General features: G+C 48.7%; 16 protein-coding genes. 2 read left to right on the forward strand and 14 right to left on the reverse strand.

Annotated elements, in window-relative coordinates:
• Window positions 1-307: 307 nt before the first annotated feature.
• From M3194_RS13530 to M3194_RS13555, 5 genes are all read right to left on the reverse strand, one after another.
• Window positions 308-3,112: a sugar-binding domain-containing protein gene (locus M3194_RS13530; RefSeq protein ID WP_251654605.1), complete on the reverse strand. Its 2,805-nt coding sequence runs from the start codon at window positions 3,110-3,112 to the stop codon at window positions 308-310.
• Window positions 3,113-3,280: 168 nt separating this feature from the next.
• Window positions 3,281-5,221 (reverse strand): PAS domain S-box protein, encoded by a 1,941-nt coding sequence (locus M3194_RS13535; RefSeq protein WP_251654606.1) that lies wholly within the window; start codon window positions 5,219-5,221, stop codon window positions 3,281-3,283.
• A gap of 137 nt (window positions 5,222-5,358) precedes the next feature.
• Window positions 5,359-6,246, reverse strand: a complete 888-nt coding sequence (locus M3194_RS13540; protein ID WP_251654607.1) for a hypothetical protein — start codon at window positions 6,244-6,246, stop codon at window positions 5,359-5,361.
• A gap of 412 nt (window positions 6,247-6,658) precedes the next feature.
• Window positions 6,659-10,498 (reverse strand): fibronectin type III domain-containing protein, encoded by a 3,840-nt coding sequence (locus M3194_RS31645; RefSeq protein WP_397334316.1) that lies wholly within the window; start codon window positions 10,496-10,498, stop codon window positions 6,659-6,661.
• A 283-nt stretch (window positions 10,499-10,781) separates the two neighbouring features.
• Complete coding sequence (locus M3194_RS13555) at window positions 10,782-11,261, reverse strand: hypothetical protein (protein ID WP_251654608.1); 480 nt, start codon at window positions 11,259-11,261, stop codon at window positions 10,782-10,784.
• Window positions 11,262-11,446: 185 nt separating this feature from the next.
• On the opposite strand from M3194_RS13555, the gene M3194_RS13560 reads away from it, so the two are divergent.
• Window positions 11,447-11,701 (forward strand): hypothetical protein, encoded by a 255-nt coding sequence (locus M3194_RS13560; RefSeq protein WP_251654609.1) that lies wholly within the window; start codon window positions 11,447-11,449, stop codon window positions 11,699-11,701.
• Between the two features lie 439 nt (window positions 11,702-12,140).
• Here the strand turns inward: M3194_RS13560 and M3194_RS13565 are convergent, their stop codons facing one another.
• The 8 genes from M3194_RS13565 to M3194_RS13600 form a co-directional block, all read right to left on the reverse strand.
• The gene (locus M3194_RS13565) at window positions 12,141-12,935 is read right to left on the reverse strand and encodes an SDR family NAD(P)-dependent oxidoreductase (RefSeq protein WP_251654610.1); all 795 of its coding nucleotides are present in this window, start codon (window positions 12,933-12,935) and stop codon (window positions 12,141-12,143) included.
• 90 nt (window positions 12,936-13,025) lie between these two features.
• On the reverse strand, window positions 13,026-14,051 hold the full coding sequence (locus M3194_RS13570) for an AraC family transcriptional regulator (protein ID WP_251654611.1): 1,026 nt from the start codon (window positions 14,049-14,051) through the stop codon (window positions 13,026-13,028).
• Between the two features lie 94 nt (window positions 14,052-14,145).
• Complete coding sequence (locus tag M3194_RS13575; protein WP_251654612.1) at window positions 14,146-14,427, reverse strand: hypothetical protein; 282 nt, start codon at window positions 14,425-14,427, stop codon at window positions 14,146-14,148.
• A gap of 32 nt (window positions 14,428-14,459) precedes the next feature.
• Window positions 14,460-14,957, reverse strand: a complete 498-nt coding sequence (locus tag M3194_RS13580) for a GNAT family N-acetyltransferase (RefSeq protein WP_251654613.1) — start codon at window positions 14,955-14,957, stop codon at window positions 14,460-14,462.
• Window positions 14,958-15,045: 88 nt separating this feature from the next.
• Window positions 15,046-16,227 (reverse strand): GTP-binding protein, encoded by a 1,182-nt coding sequence (locus M3194_RS13585; protein ID WP_251654614.1) that lies wholly within the window; start codon window positions 16,225-16,227, stop codon window positions 15,046-15,048.
• Window positions 16,228-16,317: 90 nt separating this feature from the next.
• Window positions 16,318-17,262 carry a metal ABC transporter substrate-binding protein gene (locus tag M3194_RS13590; protein WP_251654615.1) on the reverse strand — a complete coding sequence of 315 codons (945 nt, stop codon included), beginning with the start codon at window positions 17,260-17,262 and terminating at the stop codon, window positions 16,318-16,320.
• 45 nt (window positions 17,263-17,307) lie between these two features.
• Window positions 17,308-18,183, reverse strand: a complete 876-nt coding sequence (locus tag M3194_RS13595) for a metal ABC transporter permease (RefSeq protein ID WP_251654901.1) — start codon at window positions 18,181-18,183, stop codon at window positions 17,308-17,310.
• Complete coding sequence (locus tag M3194_RS13600; protein WP_251654616.1) at window positions 18,120-18,839, reverse strand: metal ABC transporter ATP-binding protein; 720 nt, start codon at window positions 18,837-18,839, stop codon at window positions 18,120-18,122. Before M3194_RS13600 ends, M3194_RS13595 begins: the two co-directional genes overlap by 64 nt.
• Window positions 18,840-19,132: 293 nt before the next feature.
• Between M3194_RS13600 and M3194_RS13605 the strand changes: the two genes are divergently transcribed.
• Window positions 19,133-19,771: a cysteine hydrolase family protein gene (locus tag M3194_RS13605; protein ID WP_251654617.1), complete on the forward strand. Its 639-nt coding sequence runs from the start codon at window positions 19,133-19,135 to the stop codon at window positions 19,769-19,771.
• Here M3194_RS13605 and M3194_RS13610 read toward each other — a convergent pair.
• Entirely contained in the window at window positions 19,768-20,685 is a 918-nt protein-coding gene (locus M3194_RS13610; RefSeq protein ID WP_251654618.1) for a tyrosine-type recombinase/integrase, read from the reverse strand. The genes M3194_RS13605 and M3194_RS13610 overlap by 4 nt on opposite strands.
• Window positions 20,686-20,807: the final 122 nt, after the last annotated feature.

Raw genomic sequence — 20,807 nt, forward strand, 5'->3', positions numbered from 1 at the left:
AATACAAACGAATCACATCATAAGCCTGTATGTGAAAATATGACTCCCTTGCCGAAAGGTATTCGCATCCTTATCAAGGATTGCAAATGACCCATCCAACTATCCAAAACATCGCTGTTATACAGAATAATAACGCTATCCATTTTCGACTTAACATGAACGCATTCCTCCTTCTTCTACCAAATGATATACCTTCAATACGTTCCTATTGAGTTCTAACTTTTGTAGTACCCCTACGAGAGGAAAGCGCAAATACGCCTGCTTTCGGCTTTACCGAAAGCAGGCGTATTACATTGCTTAAATGCTATTATTGAAGCAGCTCTTGAAGTCTGGACAACTCGAGGCTCGCTTGCGGTCTGAAATCTTCCGATCCAGCATAGCTGAACAAGCTGTGCAGGAATTGCCTTCCTTCCAACGACTCTCCTGCTTGCTCGGCATCCACGGCGCAGACAAGCAGCTTGCCTGCTCCCACCTGGCATTCGAATACCATGCCCAGCTTATGGTTGCGTTCAAAATTATCGATAGTCTGCACGATTGGCTGCAGAGCCCGGTCGGTACCGTCGAGAATAATCGAGCGGGAATTCTCGACGATCTGCCGCCATGGCTCAGTAGAATACATCTCGGATGGGAAATGCTTAAACAGCGGATGCTCTTCTTCAATCAAGAGTCCCATTGTACCAACCGGCACGGGCTTATTCATGCTCTCCGAGATGGATCGGAACATGGGATAACACCAGAAGTCGACACAATAAGTCCCCTCGATGGAGTTCCCGAGCCTGTCCAGCTTAGGCAGAAGAACGACACGCTCGCCACGCTCGAGCCATGCAGCAGCCTCGGCGTTTAACTCCTCGAATACGTGAATGCCGCTTCTATCGGCTTCAACCCGGTGCGGATAAATCCACAAATCATAGGACTTCCGGATATCCGTTCCCGCGATAAGCAATTGCAAGGTTGTCTTCGTCATCACAGGGACATCAGGCATAGCGAAAGCAATCTGGCAGATGTCCACAAAATCACCCGACCCATTAACGGAAGCAACAGCTTCTCCCCCAGCCAGCCGCACTTCTCCTGCAGTCAACTTCCACTGCAGCTTAAATCCGTCCAGCGGATCGGGACGCAGATAACGAAGCTGGACGGCCGCTTCAAATGGCTCATCCGCCTTGTAATTGAACTTCTCAAACCGTGCCAGCAGCACGGCATCCGAACAAAATGTACGCCATTCCTCCGGCGAGATTAGCCCTTTGGATTCCATGAAGGCATCAAGCACGCCAACCAGCGCTGTCCCCTGTCCGCTGAAATCCTGGAGGTCAAGCAGTTGGAACCCGGCAAGCCGCTTGGAACGGAACGCGGCTTCAAGCTCTTCTTTATAGCTTTCGACCGCCAAATGACCGGAGCTGACATGGTATTTCTCCGCCAGGTGGTCGAGCCCTTTCTCCGCTAGCCGCTGCTTGAACAACTCAAAGTTGCGTGCTTTTAGAGGACCCGAATATTTGGCAATTTCGTTAAAGTCGGGATACGTCTGAAACTGTCCAATCTCATGCGAGACTACCGGGATATGCGGCACTAATTCGCCTTCGGCTGCGTCCGCCTTGATTGTCTTGGCCTCGGTGCCGTATTGAATCTGGATCGTGCCGCCTTCGCCCAAGTCCTCTGTGGCTGCTCCCTCGTTAACCCGCGGTACGATTGCCTCATCATAATCCTTCAAAGTACCTTGCGGTCCAAGCTGAATATGGCCTTGCGGGGCATCGCACATCGCGTACGAACCGCGGATCAGGCGGTCCCGCGAGAACCGAACGCCGCTAAAGAAGTCTTCGTGTTCCATAATAACAGGGACAAACTGAAAGTTATTGGAACCTTGCGTATATAACGGACGACTGTCGAAAGCTTTGTAGTTCTTCAAAATTTCATCAATACGTTCCTTGCTGCCCCACAGCTCGTTGCCAAGCGACATCATCACAAACGAAGGATGATTGCCAAATGCCTTCAGCATCCGATAGCCTTCTTCAATTAAATATTGCTGCTCGGCGGCGTTATGATTGTCATAGGTTTCATCCGTTACCGTGCCCCAGAACGGCAGCTCCGGCTCCATGTAAATACCGAGCCGATCAGCAGCTTCGAATGCAGCCTCCGGCGGACAGCAGGTGTGGAAGCGATAATGGTTAATGCCATAAGATTTCGCTGTCTCAAGTACCTGTTGCCATTCTTCTACGGTTGTTGGAGCAAAACCCGTCAGCGGGAAAATCAACCCGTCATGCTTGCCGCGCAGAAAGGTCTTTGCCCCATTGATCGTGAAGCTGTCGCCTTCCGCTTTGAAATTCCGCAGACCAAATACGGACTCATGCACGTCCGTTTTGCCGTTCTCCTGCTTCAATTCAAGCTGCAGGTTATAGAGATTGGGCTCCCATTCACTCCACAGAAGCGCTTCATCGCCAAGGGGGTAAATAAGCTCAAATTCCCCGCCGTTGACCGAATACGTTCTTGTTTCCGCCTCATGCTGCTTCGTACGGTTTGTACTTGCGGCAGTAACACGGAGCATTCCCTCTGAAGCTCCTGTCAGCTTAGCCTTAATCGTAACGGACCTGTCCGGTAGATTGGGATATGTCCGTACCTCCTCCAGATAGACGGCTCCATAGAATTGCAGCTCCATCCGGCCAGTTATGCCATTCCAGTTCGTCTGCGTGTCACGCGAAGTCATATGTCCGCCCTTGGTCGGGTAATTGGTATTATCTACGCGGACCGTCACGGTATGGAGGCCTTTCGGCAAATACCCGGTTACGTTATAGAGATGAGGCGCGCTTAGACTATTTTGCGTCCCGACTTCTTCGCCGTCGATCCAGACCGTCGTAACGCGTGTCCGTTCCAAATACAGCATGATGTTCGATCCTGCCAGCTCAGCGGGGATATCGACCGTACGAGAATACCAAGCCCATCCTTCAAAGGCATACTCGTCCGTAAGCGAATCCGCATGCGCAGCATGATTGCGCTTACCTTTTCTCGCGAATGAAGTCGTGCCGGGCAAAGCAATCGTATCGTTTAAAGGCTCTTGGAAGCCTCTTTTTTCTTCATCCAATTCAAACTGCCAAATACCGTCCAGGTTTATTGCTGCGATCAAGCTATCACGTCCTCTATAGAATTCAACTCGAATGCGACAACTATAGCATAACCGCTACTCCCAAAATACCGCAGAAATTAGTAACGTTTTCATGCTATATTTGCATGGATCAAGATCCTATTCTTCCACTAAAAAACCCGCGCACCTGCGCGGGTTAATAAAGATATTCTAATTAAGCAGCCTGGTTTGCTGCCCTTCCCTTATTCTCTTGCTGTCGAGACATTTCTGTATGACAGCCAGGACCGAGGAGCTCTGCAAAGGCTTGCTGATATATTCATTCATCCCCTCGTTCATGTACCGCTCCCGGTCGCCGACTAGAGCGTTCGCCGTCACGGCAACTATGTACGGCAGGTCTTTGGGGGTAAGCGTCTGGCGCATGAGTCTCGTCGCTTCCAGTCCGTTCATCACCGGCATTTGAATATCCATAAACACGATATCATACTTTCTTTTATGAACTTCGTCCAGCACCTGTACGCCGTTGCCAACCGCAACGGGACGATAACCAAGCTTCTCCACCATTCGGATTAGTACCAGCCGGTTAATTTCATTGTCCTCCGCAATTAGAATGGCCAGCTCATCGGCCGGCTCTGGCAGCTTATCCATAGGATTGTCGGAAGCCGCAACGGCAGGGAGCGACTCCGCTCGTATCAGTATATGGAAATAAAAGACCGTTCCGCCCCCCGGATTCGGCTCGCAATAAATCTCGCCGTCCATTAACTGTATAAGCTTGCGCGTAATAGCGAGACCTAGGCCGGTACCCCCGGCTTGTCTAACCATAAAATGATCGGCTTGATAAAACGGTTCGAACAAATACGGCAGCTTGTCTTCCGAAATTCCAATCCCCGTATCCTTGACGGCAAAGTGCAGTCGAATCTGATCGCCAACACAATCTGCTCTGTCAACAAAGACGGAGACCGATCCATTCGGCGTGAACTTGATGGCATTGCCGATCAAGTTCAGCATAATCTGGCGAAACTTGAGAGGGTCGCCAATAATGGTCTGAGGAATGCCTGTCTTGATGGACAAGTTAAGCATAAGGTTCTTCTCCATCGCTTTTGGCATGAGCGTATCAAACGTCTCCATGATTGCCTCATTGAGATCAAACGGCTCCTCCGACAATTCCGCATTGCCCGATTCCACCTTGGAGAAATCGAGAATATCGTTAATAATGCCAAGCAACGTGTCCCCGCTCTTGCGGATAATAGAGACGTATTCTTTCTGCTCTTCATTAAGCGGCGTATCCAGAAGCAAATCGGTCATCCCTATTACTCCGTTCATTGGGGTGCGAATCTCATGGCTCATCATTGCCATGAATTCGCTTTTCACTTCGTTTGTTCTCTCGGCGGTTTCCTTCTCGATCAGCAGCTTTTTCTGTTCAGTAATATCCTTGATTAACAAGTAGAAGCCAATACTTACGTTATGAATAATAATCGGCGCGATCGTCACCAGAACCTCCACATGATAACCATCATAATGAGGTACATGGGTGATGGAACCTTCAATCTCGGTATAAGGTTCGTTATCGGCTAATATGCGTGCAAGCGTGTCCTCTCCGATTACAGCGGCAATACTTGTGCCAATCAAATCCGACACCTGCCGTCCGGTCAGCTTCTCCGCCATAACGTTGCCGCCAATAATCTTGCCTTGCAGATCGAAGGAGATAATCGTGTCATGGTTATATTTTTTGAGCGATGTGTACCTTTCCACCGATTCCTGAAGCTTTTGCTCCGTCCGCTTCGTCGAAGTGATGTCGACAATCTGAGCAATATAATAAGGGGACTTGCCGTCCGGGATATCTCTTACAAGCGAAATATGCATAGACGTCCATACCATGGCGTCTTTCCTGTGAATATGCTTTCTTTCCAGCTTAAAAGCCGAGATCTCTCCTTCGAGCAATTGAGCGAGCTGACCGCGCAGCATATCATCCTCGGAAGAGAAAAACAATTCGTTTGGATCACTGCTCATAAGCTCGTCCCGTTCAAATCCGAGAATATGGCACGCGGCCGGATTTACGTCGATCCATCTGTTATCCAGCGAGATTAAAGCGATTCCGATCGGAGCATATTGGAATGCATGGGCATACATGTCCGGTTGATTAGCTTCATTCATCGTTCCAGCCTCCTTATCGATTTACTACATAAAAGACCCGCAAGATGCGGGTCCGCGTAAATCTACTATTTTTCTACTTTGGATTTTGCAAACAGTATACCACTATTTCTAGTATCCGTGTAGTTAACTGCCCCATATTAGAAGCCAGAAGCTTTGTTGCGTCCATCCGGCTTATGGTCAAAAACGGCTCTGCGCAGCGTTACAGCACCGGTTGCCAGCGAGATCAGGAAAAAGAATGCTGCGGCCATTGGCATAAACGACCATTCCCAAATCGTATGACCGTTCATCGTCTGCCATCCGATTGCGCCAAGACCAAAGAGATAGCTGCAGCCCGCAAGATGAATCCATGCATGCCGCACAAACGCGTTTGTGCGGACTCGTTCCGCTAGCAAAGCAACAAGCGGCACCGCTTGAAGCGCATGGAAGCCAAACCCGTGCAGCCAAATGATGTTCCCTTCCGCCCCGGTATACCGGCCTTGATTGGCAGATATCCAGATGCCCGCTGCAAAAGAAATAATGACGGCAATCATGGCATATCGAACACTTAATGCCATTAATGGACGGATCTTATAAGCTTTGACCCGAAAAAACTGTACCCCTAAATAGACATAGAATAGAACCAGAAACAACGCGACAAAGGCGAACAGATTCCCTACCGTTTGATCAAAGATCGAATCGCTATCCACAAATCTGGGATTGACGCCTCTGAAATTTTGAATCGTTTCTGCTCCGCAGGAATATAAGGCAAGACCGATATAAACTCTCCGAAAAATTCTCCGGCCTCTCGCTCCCATGCCGGAGAATGGTACAATGGCTGCCGTCGATAGTATAAAGATGCCGAGAGCAGCGTTAAAGGAGAACGCCTTCGAGACATCGCCTCCCGGTGCAACCTCCCCGCCGTTAATCAGTGTCCAAATACCGCATGCGGCCGCAAGCAAAAATCCGAGAAGACCTGTCAGGACAAGTCCTCTTTCCCCCTCAAACAATCTTTGTTGCGGCATGACTTGCTTGGAATTGCCTTGCATAGAAACGCTTCCCTTCGGTTAAGTTTGTATCTTAACTTTACTGGAAAGGAATGCAAGTCCGTATCGGTCCCTTGACTATAATTTTTCTCGACTTTAGGAGGTGTACGCGGTCCATCGGAGGTCTTGCCGGCATCGGTCTGGCGATGGAGTCAGCTGCAAAATAAGCCCCCCATGAGATGGTCATGGTTAGCTTCAATGATGTACCTGGGCTCGCTAAGTCCCTCTATGTAGATGATGACGGTTTGATAGACGCCAAGCTGTATGGTTCGATAGATAAGATCACAGCTGGGCTTTCATTTGCTCGAAAATTAAAGACAGGGTCCAAATAATTGGATTTCGCTAACAACTGCTTTTCGCTTAAGCATCACAAAAAAAGCGGCCCCGTGATGGAACCGCTCTGCTGCTCATCCTATTAATTACTTGTCAGAGAGTAATCGTCAAAGAAGAATGTACCTCTCATGTCTTTGAAGTACGTATAGACGCGGACTTTAGCTGTATTGGCGGGTGCGGTATACGTACCATGTACATTCACGAACCCGGAGGTCGTCGTGCCGTTGAAGGTTGTGATGGTATTGTCGGCCAATATCGTGCCGGAAGCGTCCAAGAATTGTACCTTGAACTGCAGGGTGCTTCCGTTGTTGGCGGTAATATTCACATATCCGTCGAACGTATAGGAGCTGCCCGCCGTAGCATTGACGTCCTGATACCAGCCAAACCAAGGACCCGAATCGCCGTTAATGCGAATGGAGGCCGAGCCCGAACGGTAGGTAGATGTATTACGGGAAACGTAATAATCCTGTTCGTAGATCCAGGAGGATGGACGATTGCTGCCGTTGTCCGTCTCGAAGCCGGCGTTGGTCAGCAGGTTGCCGCTGCCTCCTGATGATGCATCGGTAGTCACATTAAGCGCAGTGCTTGCCGCCGAGACATTGCCCGCCGCATCCTTTGCTTTTACCGTGAAGCTGTATGCCGTATTGGCCGTCAATCCTGTTGCCTGGTACGTTGTTGCGCCAGTCGTCGAACCGATCAGTGCTGCACCTTGGTAGATGTCATAGCCGGTTACGCCTACATTGTCCGTTGATGCCGTCCAGGACAGGTTAACGGTTGTTGCCGTCTTCGACGGTGAAGTCAATCCCATTGGCGCTGTTGGCGCCGTTGTATCGGCTGCGGCATTGGTTGTCACATTCAAGGCGCTGCTTGCCGAGGAAACATTGCCCGCCGCATCCTTTGCTTTTACCGTGAAGCTGTATGCCGTATTGGCCGTTAATCCTGTTGCCTGGTACGTTGTTGCGCCAGTCGTCGAACCGATTAGTGCTGCACCTTGGTAGATGTCATAACCGGTTACGCCTACATTGTCCGTTGATGCCGTCCAGGACAGGTTAACGGTTGTTGCCGTCTTCGACGGTGAAGTCAATCCCGTTGGCGCTGTTGGCGCTGTTGTGTCGGCAGGTCCTCCTGTTCCGTCAGTCAAGGAAAAGTCGTCGAAATAAAGCGAGCCGCGCAGGTCTTTCATGTAAATGTACACGCGGGCTTTGGCGGTATTCGCCGGAGCTGTCCGGGTACCGTTCACATTGGCAAATCCGCTGTTTGTTCCCGTATGCGTGTACAGCAGGTTATCCTGCAGCACATTATTAGAAGCATCCAGGAAGCGCAGCTTGAATTCAATCGTTGTACCGCTGTTGGCCGCCGCGTTATAGTAACCGTCGAAAGTATAAGCAGTCCCTGCCGAAGCGTTCACATCCTGATAGAAAGCAAGCCATGGACCGGTGTCCCCCGTCATCTTCATTGAAGCTGTTCCATTGCGTTTAACGGCTGTATCGCGATAGCAGAAATAATCATTCTCGCAGACCCATTGATCCGGTTTGTTATTACTGTTGCTTGTATCAAAGCCAGCATTCTGCAGCTTGTTGACCGGAATCGGCGCAAGTGTTGTTACGCTGATTGTACCGCTTGCGGCAGAAGTATTGTTGCGCGCGTCTCTTGCCTTGACATAGTACGAATAAGTCGTCAGAGCCGTCAGGCCCGTATCCGTATAAGTCGTGGATGTTCCGCTGACCGTTCCTGCAAGACTGCCGTTCCGGTAAATGTCGTAAGCGGATACTCCTACATTATCGGTGGATGCCGTCCAAGAAAGATTAACCGAAATATCCAGCCTCGAAGGCGAAGTTAATCCGGATGGAGCCGTAGGGGCCGTTGTATCCGGCGGATTAGTCGTTACGTTTAATGCGCTGCTCGCCGCAGATACATTGCCGGCATTGTCCTTCGCTTTTACCGTGAAGCTGTATGCCGTGTTTGCGGTCAGGCCAGTTGCCGCATAAGTCGTTGCTCCGCCAGTAGAGCCAATCTTCGTAGACCCGCGGTACACGTCGTAATCCGTTACGCGGACATTGTCAGTCGCTGGCGACCAGGACAGGTTGACGGTAGTGTCTGTTTTCGAAGGCGAAGTCAGGTTTGTTGGTGCCGTTGGAGCTGTTGTATCCGGCGTGTTACAGCCTTCGCATTCGATTTTTACCGCAATGTCGCGGCTGAAGGAAGGCACATTGCTAAGTACCAGATTGCCGCCGGTTGCTTGAACGCTGCTTGTCGCGCCATACGTGCCGGTATACGTATTGTAGTAGGAAACATTGTAGTAGTTGTTAGGCATTGGAATGGTAAAGCTCATCCCGGATACCGTTCTGGGATTCGTTACCGTATGATTGGCCTGCGTATCATTGATCCAGAGGTAGGCGCGGGAATTGTCTTTATAGCCGCCAATCTTCGTGCTGTTCGATTGCAAGCCATAGTCTACGAATGGCATGTTAATCAGATGATCTTCTTCAGGTTGCATGAAGTTCGCAAGCCGCGTATAGATGGCTTTGAAATTCGAAGGCAAAGCGAAACCGCTTTCAAATATCCACCATAAGCTGCCTCCCGCTGCTCCCGCACGGAAGATTGGACCCCATAACGAGTTATGCATGTATTCATCGATTGTAGGATCCGTTGTCTGGTCGGTATGCTCCTTCCCTACTTCCCCGATGAAGGCCGGTTTGCCCGGAGCAAGCGTATGCAGATTGTCGATTTGTTGTTCCCATACATCTACGACATTGGCACTGGTATCATACCGGTGAACGTTTGTAGCGGTAAGCGTGGTTAACGTCTCCCATGTTTGCTGCCCGGAGCCTGCATGGTCTTTCCAGGCGTAGCTTGTTGTTGTCGGGTGATGATAGAAGTCGAGGCTCTTCCAGTAGTTGTCCATCGCCGCGTGCCAGCTGGCACGATTGGCGGCGGAAGTATCTACGCGGTTGTCAGACTCGTTCCAATATTCCAGCATGCCAAGCGCTCTGCTGTAACCGAAGCGGGCAAACATATACCGGAGCAGCTTCTTCTGATAAGCGATTGACGTTGGATTCGTCCAGAAGTCGGTATTGTTCTCGGAATACGTGGATGGACCGCCATTGGCCTGATTATAGGCGTTAACGTTCCATTGGTAGTACATATCGCCAAAGCTGTTCATCGTCAGCATGATATACACGCCGTTCGCAGCTGCCGTGTCGAGCATCTGATCCATGCGCGCCTGATTATCGAGCTGATACTTGCCGATACCGGCATAATTGATGCTAAGACCTGCTTCATTAGCCGTAATCGGACCCCATTCCGGCGCAAAGCTGCTCCACCAGCAGGAATACCATACGCGGAGGAAGTTCATTTTGGCTGGCAGCAAATTCGGAATCTCGGTAGTAACTGCCGTCGAATCCTGCGTGTTATTCCAGGCAAAGTTTGTGCCAAGCAAAGTCAGCTGGGAGCCGTAGCTGTCCACGAAACGGTCGCCCTGCGCCGTCATGAAGCCCCGGTTGCTGCCAGCTCCGCCCGCCGTGAAGGTATAGGACGAAGATGTTCCTGTCCCGCTGGCATCTGTAACGCTCAGCACGACGCTATGTACGCCTGCTTGGCGCGGGGAATAACGAACAGCCCATTTAGGAGAGGAATCGGACCGGTAGAAGCCAGGAACGGATTCCACCGCTCCAGATGGCGTCGTGAATGTTGCAGTCACGTTGACCTCGTCCGGATTAAACGGATTTGTATACGTGGAACTCAAATTAAAAGTCATTTCGAATTTGTCGTACAACGCCGGTGTCGTGGTGTTCAGCGATACGTTGCTGAATGACGTTGCGGCCGAAACGGAACGATTGGCCAGAGGCAGACTTCCTAGTGCCAGCAGAAAACTCATGAAGAGGATAAAAAAGGGCTTGCTCCTTACTCCCATATTGCGCATGAATGTTCACTTCTCCTTCTTAAGTAGGTGGCGTGACTGCAATGGAGCTGATTCTTCAGATGACTGCTTTCGGTTAATGTACGATGGACTAACTATTTACCTCCCTTCTTCGCTTGTGGTTCTCATTTTCTGCGATCACAGGCTTATTCGCAACATAAGAAAACACAGATCTTCACCCCTTAAATCAGTGATAGCCGGATTTTCAATCCATTTCATTCCGATTTCAGGGTCGTGCTGGAAATAAAAAACGCAGCCGCGCATCAAGCGGGCGGCCGCGTTTTCCTTATCCTGTAAGATTACTATAAACAACACTTGCAATCCATAAGCCAAGGGGTATAAGATGGCTGATGAGAGTTAGGTTCAGGGTTAGCGGTTGTTTTATGAGCAACGCGATCAAAGTGTCGGTGATAAAGAAAATGACGGCTGCCAACAGACTGATTTTCAAAAGAATTAAACCAAATGTACAATGCAAGAAAACGGAGATTGAGAGCTGCAGCCATCTGCGCTTGGATACAACGCTTGCCAGCCACTCACTAAGGAGCGAAGCAGCTGTGCCATAAAGGTAAATCGCAGGTGCCGCATACATCATGTAAACCGAGACGAGACAAAATGCTTCATGAAAGTGAATACCGAAGGAAATTGAATACTTGCTGCTATCAAAAGGATATGGTTCCAGCCAAGCATACACGAAGCTGAATAGAGATGTCGTCAGCGATGCGCTGATGAATTTTCTCATGACGGTGGTGCTTAATGAATGGTTCATAGACTTCCCTCCCCTGCTTGACACGATCTTACCTTACCCAGGGAGGATAAATAAGTTCTAACTTTATTAGTACCCGTCGAGCATAAAGGGAATGTTCTGTTCCGTTGTTGGACATCCTAGTAACTCACAGTCTGTTTCCAAGTCTTGCGACTTACATCGCAGCAACATTTAAGGGGGATAATGATATGATTGAGACACCTCACATCACTGCAGCAAACGAATTGAAAACGGATGAAGAGATCCGAAAAGTCATTGCTTCAAAAGAACCGGTGATCGTTTATCAGGACCGGATGCGTTTAAGACAGCCTATGCCCATCATTGCTTACAGCGATGTAATGGTCAAAATCGAGGACGGAACTACATTCCTGCGAAGCGTGACGCACTTCTATACGTTAAGCGACGAAGAGAAAGCAAAGTATAATTTGACCTCTCCTAAATAACAACTAAACAAGCGGCAGTCCAAGGCATTCCATTTCGCCCAAAGCTGCCGCTTTCTTGTGCAAACACTTAATGCTAGCCATCAAGCAATGTCATCTGTTCTGTCATATACCGAGTACCGTGAACCACATTCTTGGGACTAACCTGTTCAATCCGGCCCATGTCCTCCGTAGTTAATTCAACCTCCATCGAAGCCGCGTTTTCCTCCAGATAAGGAATTCGTTTGGTCCCTGGAATCGGCAATGCCTGGTTTGCAATCGTCCATGCTCATGATCCCTCCTTCAATATCGTGTTTGTTGATCAATTAGCTGTCTTCTGTGGCCACTTCCCTATCCTATGTCTTAAAGCGCACTTTAAGGCGAGACTAAATTTTGCGAATAGAAAAAACGCAAGAACAACCCTTGAAAGGGTAAGCTCTTGCGCCTGGAAACTGGATGAAGGTTAGAAAATGGTCGGCACCATTCCTCCATCCATGCGGATGGGAGAACCCTTAAATGCGGAAGCATCAGGACTGCATACAAACGCAGCTAATCTGCCAATTTCGCTTGGCCTTATAAACCGCTGTATCTCGGATTGAGGCAGATTTGTTGTCATAAATCTCTTCTCTTTCTCCGCGAAAGGAATATCCTCATCCCCGTAAAGATGATTGATGATATGATGTACGTTCTCGGAGAGCGTTGGTCCCGGCAGGATGGAATTAACCGTTACTTCCTTTCCGGCCGTTAATTTGGATAAGCTCTTGGACAAAGATAGCAGCATGGATTTGGTCACGGCGTATTGCGGCATTTGACCGGACGGCATGATCGCTTCTTCGCTTGCTATAAAGAGGATACGGCCATAACCGTTGTCCAGCATTTTCGGCAAATAAAATTTACATAACGCGTTCGCAGCTAATACATTCGTTTGGATGGTTCTCTCCCAGACTTCGTCATTAATGTCTTCGTAAGACATGATTTCGTAAATGCCCGTATTGTTCACGACAATATCCACCTGGGGATACTTCTCAAGCAAGGCTTCACGCTGCTTCTTGTCCGCGATATCGGCTGTTGCATTCTGAGGAGAGGTTGCCGGGAATTGTGATTTAATCTCTTGAACCGTACGTTCAACTTCTTCCTCATTACGGCCGTTAATATACACGTGAACGCCTTCCCTAGCCAGCTCGATGGCGATGGCTTTGCCAATTCCCCTTGTTGAACCCGTTACAAGCGCAGTCTTGTTCGTTATGCTCATATCCATTTTCTCTATCTCCTTTTTTCGTATGGGATAGAGAATATATTACCTTGTCCGAATCCGTTGGTAACTAGCCCGCGGCGCCATTCTACTTGCCTAACGCGCCAATGTAGGCGATGGATGGTTATGCCTTATCCGCCAATTAGAAGGCGTGTCTCCTTCCCATATGCGAAAAGCACGATAGAACGAATTCTGATCTTCATAGCCGAGCAGAAAAGCAATTTCTTTCATATCAAGCACGGAATCCTCCAAGTAATTCAGCGCTAATTCATGCCTGACTTGCGTCATTAACTGCTTGAAGCCCGTCCCTTCCTCCGTAAGCCTGCGCTGCAAGGTGCGTTCGCTCATGCCTAGATCTCTGGCCACAGAACGCATGTCCGGGCGGCTGCCTGCGAGGCAGCGCTTAATGATCCATTTGACCGCATGTATGATGGAATTATTGCTTTGCCGTTCATCAAGAGAGCGTGCCAGTGCCGGAGTCAGAATCTCAAGCAATTCTTCATTATAGGACAGGAATGGGCGGTCCAAGTCACGGCGATGCAGCATCAGCCTGTTACATTCCGATCCAAGCTTAATCTGGCAGCCAAAGTAAGTTTCCAGTAACGAAACATCGCCCATCGGATTGGAGAATTCTACAAGCTTTGCTTGTAGAGGCTGCCCTGTTCCCCTTCGTCCCAGCTCTAGAAGAGTAGCCAGTGTAATGCCTATAAGGACCGCTGGACCAGTTTGAACGGAATGCCAATTCAGATCTATCAGACAGCTCTCGCCTTCTTCTATCATTCGCAGACTCTCAGGAGGGCATAACTGCTTGTACATCGCCATGCGTTTCAGTGCGTCACGATAATCTCGCGCATGATACGTTGCCAGCATGGAAGGCGGATATAGAGCGGTATCAAAGACGGTTGAAAGCTTGATAATGGCTTGGGATATATCGCCAACAAGCTCGGAGTAAGCCTGCCAAATCGCATAATATTGAGCGGTGGCAACCCCTTCCGGCTCTTCAATAATGGCTGTCGGCAATTGTGCCTGCTGAGCTATCTCCGGTAACGAAAAGCCCAGTTCGCGCAGACCTGACCAGAACCCCTGAGGAATCTTGATACGCTCTGATGGATTGGAAGACATCTATCTGAACCTCCTTTAAATGTAAGATCGTATGTAGAGGAACTTCAATTATAACATCTTATACTTATGGTTTACATAACATTAATTCTGTTAACTAAATAACCCGAAGTGCTGGACAGACACCTCGGGTTATTTCCATCTGCTCAGTTTCAAAGGCATACACGAATATTTTCCGCTCCAGATACTCCAAATATAAAATAGTGTAATAGTCGACTTTTCTTTCCCGGTCCTCCCCCACCTTTTTGACGAACAGCTGTGAAGAAGGATTGCTCTCGATGATTTGAATAAGGTTTTGGATAAACGGAGTCATCTTATGGGATAGGAAAATAACGCTTTCTTCCAGTTTCTCGGAAATGATTTTGAATTTTACTTTCATGGCAGCCTCGCTAGATTGGAATCTTCCCTGCTTTATCCCGCTATTTCCTTCTCCATAATAAAGTCGTCCATGACATAACCGTTTCCAATATCGGCCACTTGCTCCCGTACGTTCAGGAAGCCTTTCTTCTCATATACCGCAATGCTGGAATGGTTATCGCGGTTAACGGTCAGCCAAATATGACTTAAGCTGCGGTGTTTGCATAGCTTCTCAATGAAAGCCATGGCTTCACTGGCATAACCGTGTCCGCGATGTTCTTTAGCCACATAGAATTTGCTCAGGAACAGCTTCCCGTTGTCTTCTTTGACAGACAAATAACCAACCACTGAATCGTCTTGCCGGAGCAAGTAATATTCATAATTTTGTTGCTTAATCTGATCCGTAATGGCAGTTATCGATTGAAATTTATCGATCATGTAGTCGATCTGCTCGATCGTAATAATCTGTACATAATACTCGCGCCATATTTGAGCTGCCAAGCGGGCAACCTCCGCAATCTCTTCTGCTGTATGGACTTGTAATAGCTTCATTAAGATACCTGCCTTTTATGTATTATGGTTTCATATTACCCTAACTAACGAAAAAGACAACCGTTACCATGTAACGGCTGTCTTCGTCCTAGTGAATATTCGGCAGCGTATCCTTAAAGCGCGTCCAGTCTTCCTTCATTTCGGCATCTGTCAGAAGACAGCTGTCGAGTGTCGCATGAATGGAATCGCGGTCCATCTCGATGCCGATAAATACCACTTTATTGATTCGGTCCCCATATTGGGATGACCAATTGGCCTGCAGCTCCGGATATTCCTGCAAATACATGGCTTGCTCTTCTTGCGGCAGGGCAGCAATCCAATAACCGGATGGACCAAATTGAATGGAAGGTCCAGCCTGGCTGATGTTTTGCCCGATATTGTTCCTCGAAGCCACCCACATGACTCCCTTAGCCCGAACGACCTCCTCCGGCCAGTTCTTAAGCCATTTCTTCAATCTTCCCGGATGGAACGGCTTCATGCGCTCATAGACAAAGGATGAGATCCCGTACTCCTCCGTTTCCGGCGTATGCACCGGCTTCTCCAGCTCCTTCACCCAACCGGCAGACTGACTCGCCACATCGAAATCGAACAAGCCCGTATTCAAAATCTCTGAAGGATTAACCATGCCGTTTACCGTTCTAATCAGCTTGGCGCGCGGCTGGAGTTTTCTTAACACTCCTTCTAATTGAACGAGCTCATCCTCTTCAATCATGTCGCATTTATTAAGCAGAAGCACGTCGCAAAATTCAATCTGATCGATCAGAAGATCTACGACTTCGCGAGTATCGTCTTCGCCAACCGCCTGGCTTCGCTCCAACAAGGAATCACCGGAAGAGAAGTCATGCCAGAAGCGGTTTGCGTCTACAACAGTTACCATGCAGTCAAGACGGCAGAACCGGGACAGATCAATGCCTTGCTCTTCATCGATATAAGTAAAGGTTTGAGCGACCGGAACGGGCTCGCCTACCCCTGTTGACTCGATCAGTATGTAGTCGAATCGTCCATCCTGCGCTAACCTTTCCACTTCACGGAGCAAATCCTCCCGTAGCGTGCAGCAGATACAGCCATTCGACATTTCCACCAGCTTCTCATCCGTACGCGACAGTCCGCCTCCCTCTTTGATTAGGGCCGCATCGATATTGACCTCGCTTAAATCATTCACGATAACGGCGACTTTCAAGCCTTGCCGATTGTTTAACACATGGTTTAACACGGTTGTTTTCCCAGCTCCTAAGTATCCACTTAGTACGGTTACAGGTATTTTGTTCATTGATTTCGCCATCCTCACTGTAATTATTACGATTAAGCTTGAAAGAAAAAGCCGGTATATTCCCGGACCCCTCAGCCAATGCTAATCGTTCTATTCGTTAAGTGCTTTCTTTAATGCCGCAAGATTATTGGTCATGATGCCGATGTAATCTAGGTTATTCTTCAAATCCTCATCCGTCAGCCCTTCCAGCGGATTAAGCACATCGGTTGCTGCGCCAATCTCGTCTGCTACGACCTGGGCAACCTTCGGATCTACAAGCGTTTCGAAGAAGATGGTTTTGACCTGATGCTCTTTCGTGAATTCAACTACCTCCGCCATCTCATCCGGTGAAGGTTCTTGTTCGGGCGATAGTCCGGCGATAGGAATTTGGGTCAGTCCATATTGCTTGGCCAGGTAGCCAAATGCCGCGTGCTGGGTCACAAACTCCTTGTGCTTGGTATCGCTCAACCCTTCTGCGAAAGCACGGTCCAGCTCCTGCAACTTTGCAATATAGCTGTCAGCATTGCTCTGATAGTCCTCCTTATTAGCAGGATCCGCTTTCTCAAACGCTGCCTGTATAGCTCTCACTTCTTGCTCGGCCAGTACGGGATCAAGCCATACATGGGGATCCAGATGGGACTCTTCCTCATGCTCATGCTCCTCTTCCGCATGTTCGTGTTCTTCCCCTTCCATTAAGGAAATGCCTTTACTCGCCTCCACAACGACACGCTGATCATTCGCTGCGCTGGACAAAGCGCTGTCAACCCAGCCTTCAACGATGCCGTTATATACGAATACATCCGCGTCTTTAATGGCGGCCATATCCTTCGCGCTTGGCTCCCAGTCATGCGGCTCGGCTCCGGATGGAATCAGCGCAATCACATCCGCATGTTCGCCCGCCACTTGCTTGCTGAATTCATACATCGGATAAAAGGTCGTAACCACTTTTAACTTCGCGGCTTGACCGGATGACTCTTTGGCTTGATTTCCGCAGCCGGATAAGAGTAAGGCTAGCCCTGCACCAAGCACAATTGATTTTTTCAACCAGGAATTCATTCTAATAACTACCTCCATATGCGATATATCTTTATTTAAAAACGTTTATTCGATATCCGTGACCCTTTGCGGTGCTACGGATCGTACGGACATCTGTTTTGTATTAGTGTTTTTGGATCCAAACGCGAGCATTTTCTTCACGCTTATACCTGTGACCAAGAATAACAACAGGATAAATGCGATCGTGCCTCCAGGCGGCGTGCTCAACTCGTAGGATACGGTTAAGCCGGTAAAAGTCCCCGTTAACCCTATTCCCATCGACACCAGTATCGCTGACGCAAAGCTTGGAGCAATCCGGACGGACAGCGCAGCGGGTAAAATAATAAGTGATGATACGAGCAGTACCCCTACAATCGGCATGGCCGCCGCTACGATCATTCCCGTGATGATGCTAAAGCCGAGGGAAATCCATTGTACGGGAATGCCGCTTGATCTCGCCGACTCCTCATCAAACGAGAGAATGTAGAGCGGTTTTCGCAATAAAAAGAGAAATAATCCGGCAATGAGAGCTGCAGTCATCATAATGACAAGCTCTAGCTTGTTGACCGCAACTACGGATCCAAACAAGTAAGAGGAGAAGCTCTTATTGATCGTCTTGTTCATGGTCATAAGAATAACGGACACGGAAAGTCCCCCAACCATAATGATGGCAACCGAAAGCTCGCTATACGTTTTATAAGCCTTCCGTACATACTCCACCGCAATCGCGCCTATAATGGCAACCAAAAATCCCGTAATCGATGGATTGATCCGAAAATATGTACCTGCCGCAACGCCAGCCAGTGATACATGGGACAGCATATCGGCCATCAATGCCTGCCTTCTCAACAATAGGTAAACGCCAAGCGCCGAAGCGATTAATGCAATGATTCCACCGGCGCAAAATGCCCGCTGCATGAAGTCGTAGTGCAGCATTTCCAGCCTCCCTCCTCTCTTCTCTCCAGAGTTATAATCCGATCCAGCATATCGTTCATCTCTGTTAGATTATGAGTGACGATGACGACCGTCTTGCCAAGCTTATCAATCTGATCCCGCATCAGACGGTAAAAGCTCATTCGGCTCTCCTTATCCATGCCGGTTGTTGGTTCATCGAGGACGAACAGATCCGGTGACATTGCTAATGCCCTGGCGATGCAGATTCTTTGCTTTTGTCCACCGGACAGCTCCCCGATGCGCCGGTTGCGCAATTCCCATATGCCCATGCTTTGCATCGCTTCATCCGCTGCTTTCTTGGCTTGCGAATTTAGCTTTCTAAGCCAATTGCCGCTCTGAGCATATAAGCCTGAACGCACGAACTCCGTTACCTGACTTGGAAATCCGCTGTTAAACGCGGCAATTTGCTGGGGAACATAAGCCACAAGCAGCTTGTTGCCTTCTGAATTCGCCTGCGATAACGTCACCTTCCCTTGCCAAGGGGTAAGTAATTGCAAAGCCAGCTTAAGTAAGGTGGATTTGGAAGCGCCATTCGGACCGGTGACCGCTATGAATTCTCCCGAATGAACCTCTATGTTTGCCCTTTCCAGACAAGGAGCATCTCCATAACCAAACGTTACATCCTGCAAGGAGGCAAGCAGCAATAAAATCATCCTTTCTGTTATGCAAAATACAAAAGTCTCGAATTATATAGTAATGATTACGATTAGTGTTAAAATAAAAAGTTCAACGCCATTTCGCGTTGAACGTAATCATTACGTATAAGTAACAATAACAGAACTTTTCTTAATCGTCAACATTACGATTAAGAAAAGTTCTGTTATCTTGTACCTGTCTGCTTATAAGAAAAGAGCCGCAATCCTGCGGCTCTGGATAAGAAGGCTTACTCCTTGGAAAAATAATTTATCCTAACACTCATGAAAAGCAGGTGCAACCTTTGAATGACAAATTAAAGCAAAACCTGGAGCATAAAAACACCGCAGTTATCGTCGTAGACGTCCAGAACGATTATTGTCACCCTGATGGCGCTATCGCCAAAACCGGCATTGATGTCAGCGCCGTTAACAAAATGATTCCGAACCTGCAAGCCCTTCTAACCTCGGCTCGGGAACATGGCATTACGGTTATCTTCCTGCAGACCAATCATGAAAAAGCTACCGACTCCGAGGTGTGGGTCTCCCGGTTCAAGGATGGCGTGAACCCGATCTGCCATACCGGCAGCTGGGGTGCCGAATTCTTCGAGATTTCCCCGGAGGCCGAAGATATTATTGTCAAGAAGCACCGGTACAGCGGATTTATTCATACCCGATTAGAGTCGGTACTCCAGACATTAAAGATCGAGACCCTTGTTATGACGGGCGTCAGTACGAATCTTTGCGTGGAATCAACGGCCAGGGACGGCTTTATGATGGATTACCGGATTGTGCTGATGAAGGATGCCTGTGCCGCCTTTTCTCAAGAAGAACATGATATGACGGTTAAAACGGTTGATACTTACTTTGGCATGTCCTCCGATACAAAAAGTGTTATTTCCTTTTGGCAGCAGTCCCCTCGAATGCCGCAGCTGCAAAGCTAAGCACGCATCGGTAGCCTGATCGTTGCCATCGCTTCCTTCTTCTGTTCGTCGTTAACGTGAGTATAGATCATCGTTGTTTCAATGGATGCATGCCCCAGCAGCTCCTTCACAACGCGGATATCTACGCCGTTTTTCAGCAAGATCGTGGCGAAAGTATGCCGCAGCTTATGGCAGGAGAGCTTTTTATTCGCCGCACTGGGATTCATGCTTTTGAAGGCTTCGAAGGTTTGGCCGGCGATCTTCTGAATTTGCCGAATCGATAGCCTTCTCCCCTTTTGCGATACGAAGAAAGCATCCTCCTGCTCCTTATACGGCGTAAGGCGATCCTGCACCACTTCCGCGAGCACTGCGGCAAGCTCTTCCGGTACGGGGATTTCGTTCCACTTCCGCCCTTTCCCGAATACCTCGATTGTCCCTCTGACCGGGTTGAAGTCACTGCGGTTCAATCGATGAACTTCGCCGACGCGCAGGCCGCAATAGCTCATCAGCAGAAAGATCGCAACATTGCGGGAACGGTATCTGCCTTCCATGCACGAAAGACTTGCAGCCAGCTCTTCTTCCTCCAAGTAGACAGGCTTCTTGTTCTTCTCCGTCTTCGACTTCTTGACTTCCATAGCGGGATTCCGTGCAGCCAGTTCGAAATCGATCAGTGCCGTATAAAAGGAACGAATTGCTGATAAGGTCCTGTTCCTCGCCTTATCTCCTGCCCCGCGCTGCTTGGATACGAGAAAAGAGATCACATGCATTTTTCCGGCTTGCTCGGCCGGCGCTCCTTCAAGCGATTGCAGATAACCGTATGCTTCTCTCATATATTCCTTTTGAGTTGTATCCGTATATCCGGCTTGCTTCATCCAAATGCGAAAAGCCCCGGTCAACTTGCCATAATGATCCTCTATTTCATGCTGTTCACTCAACACTTGTCCCACCTTTATGTATAAAAAGTCGCTCTTAAACGAAAGTGCGCAAAACACTGATTTTGCGCACTTAATTATAGCATAAAAACGGGCATTTTCGAGCCAAAAATCAAAACCAACAA

It is taken from the genome of Paenibacillus glycanilyticus, from assembly GCF_023715145.1.
Classification (GTDB): Bacteria; Bacillota; Bacilli; order Paenibacillales; family Paenibacillaceae; genus Pristimantibacillus; species Pristimantibacillus glycanilyticus_A.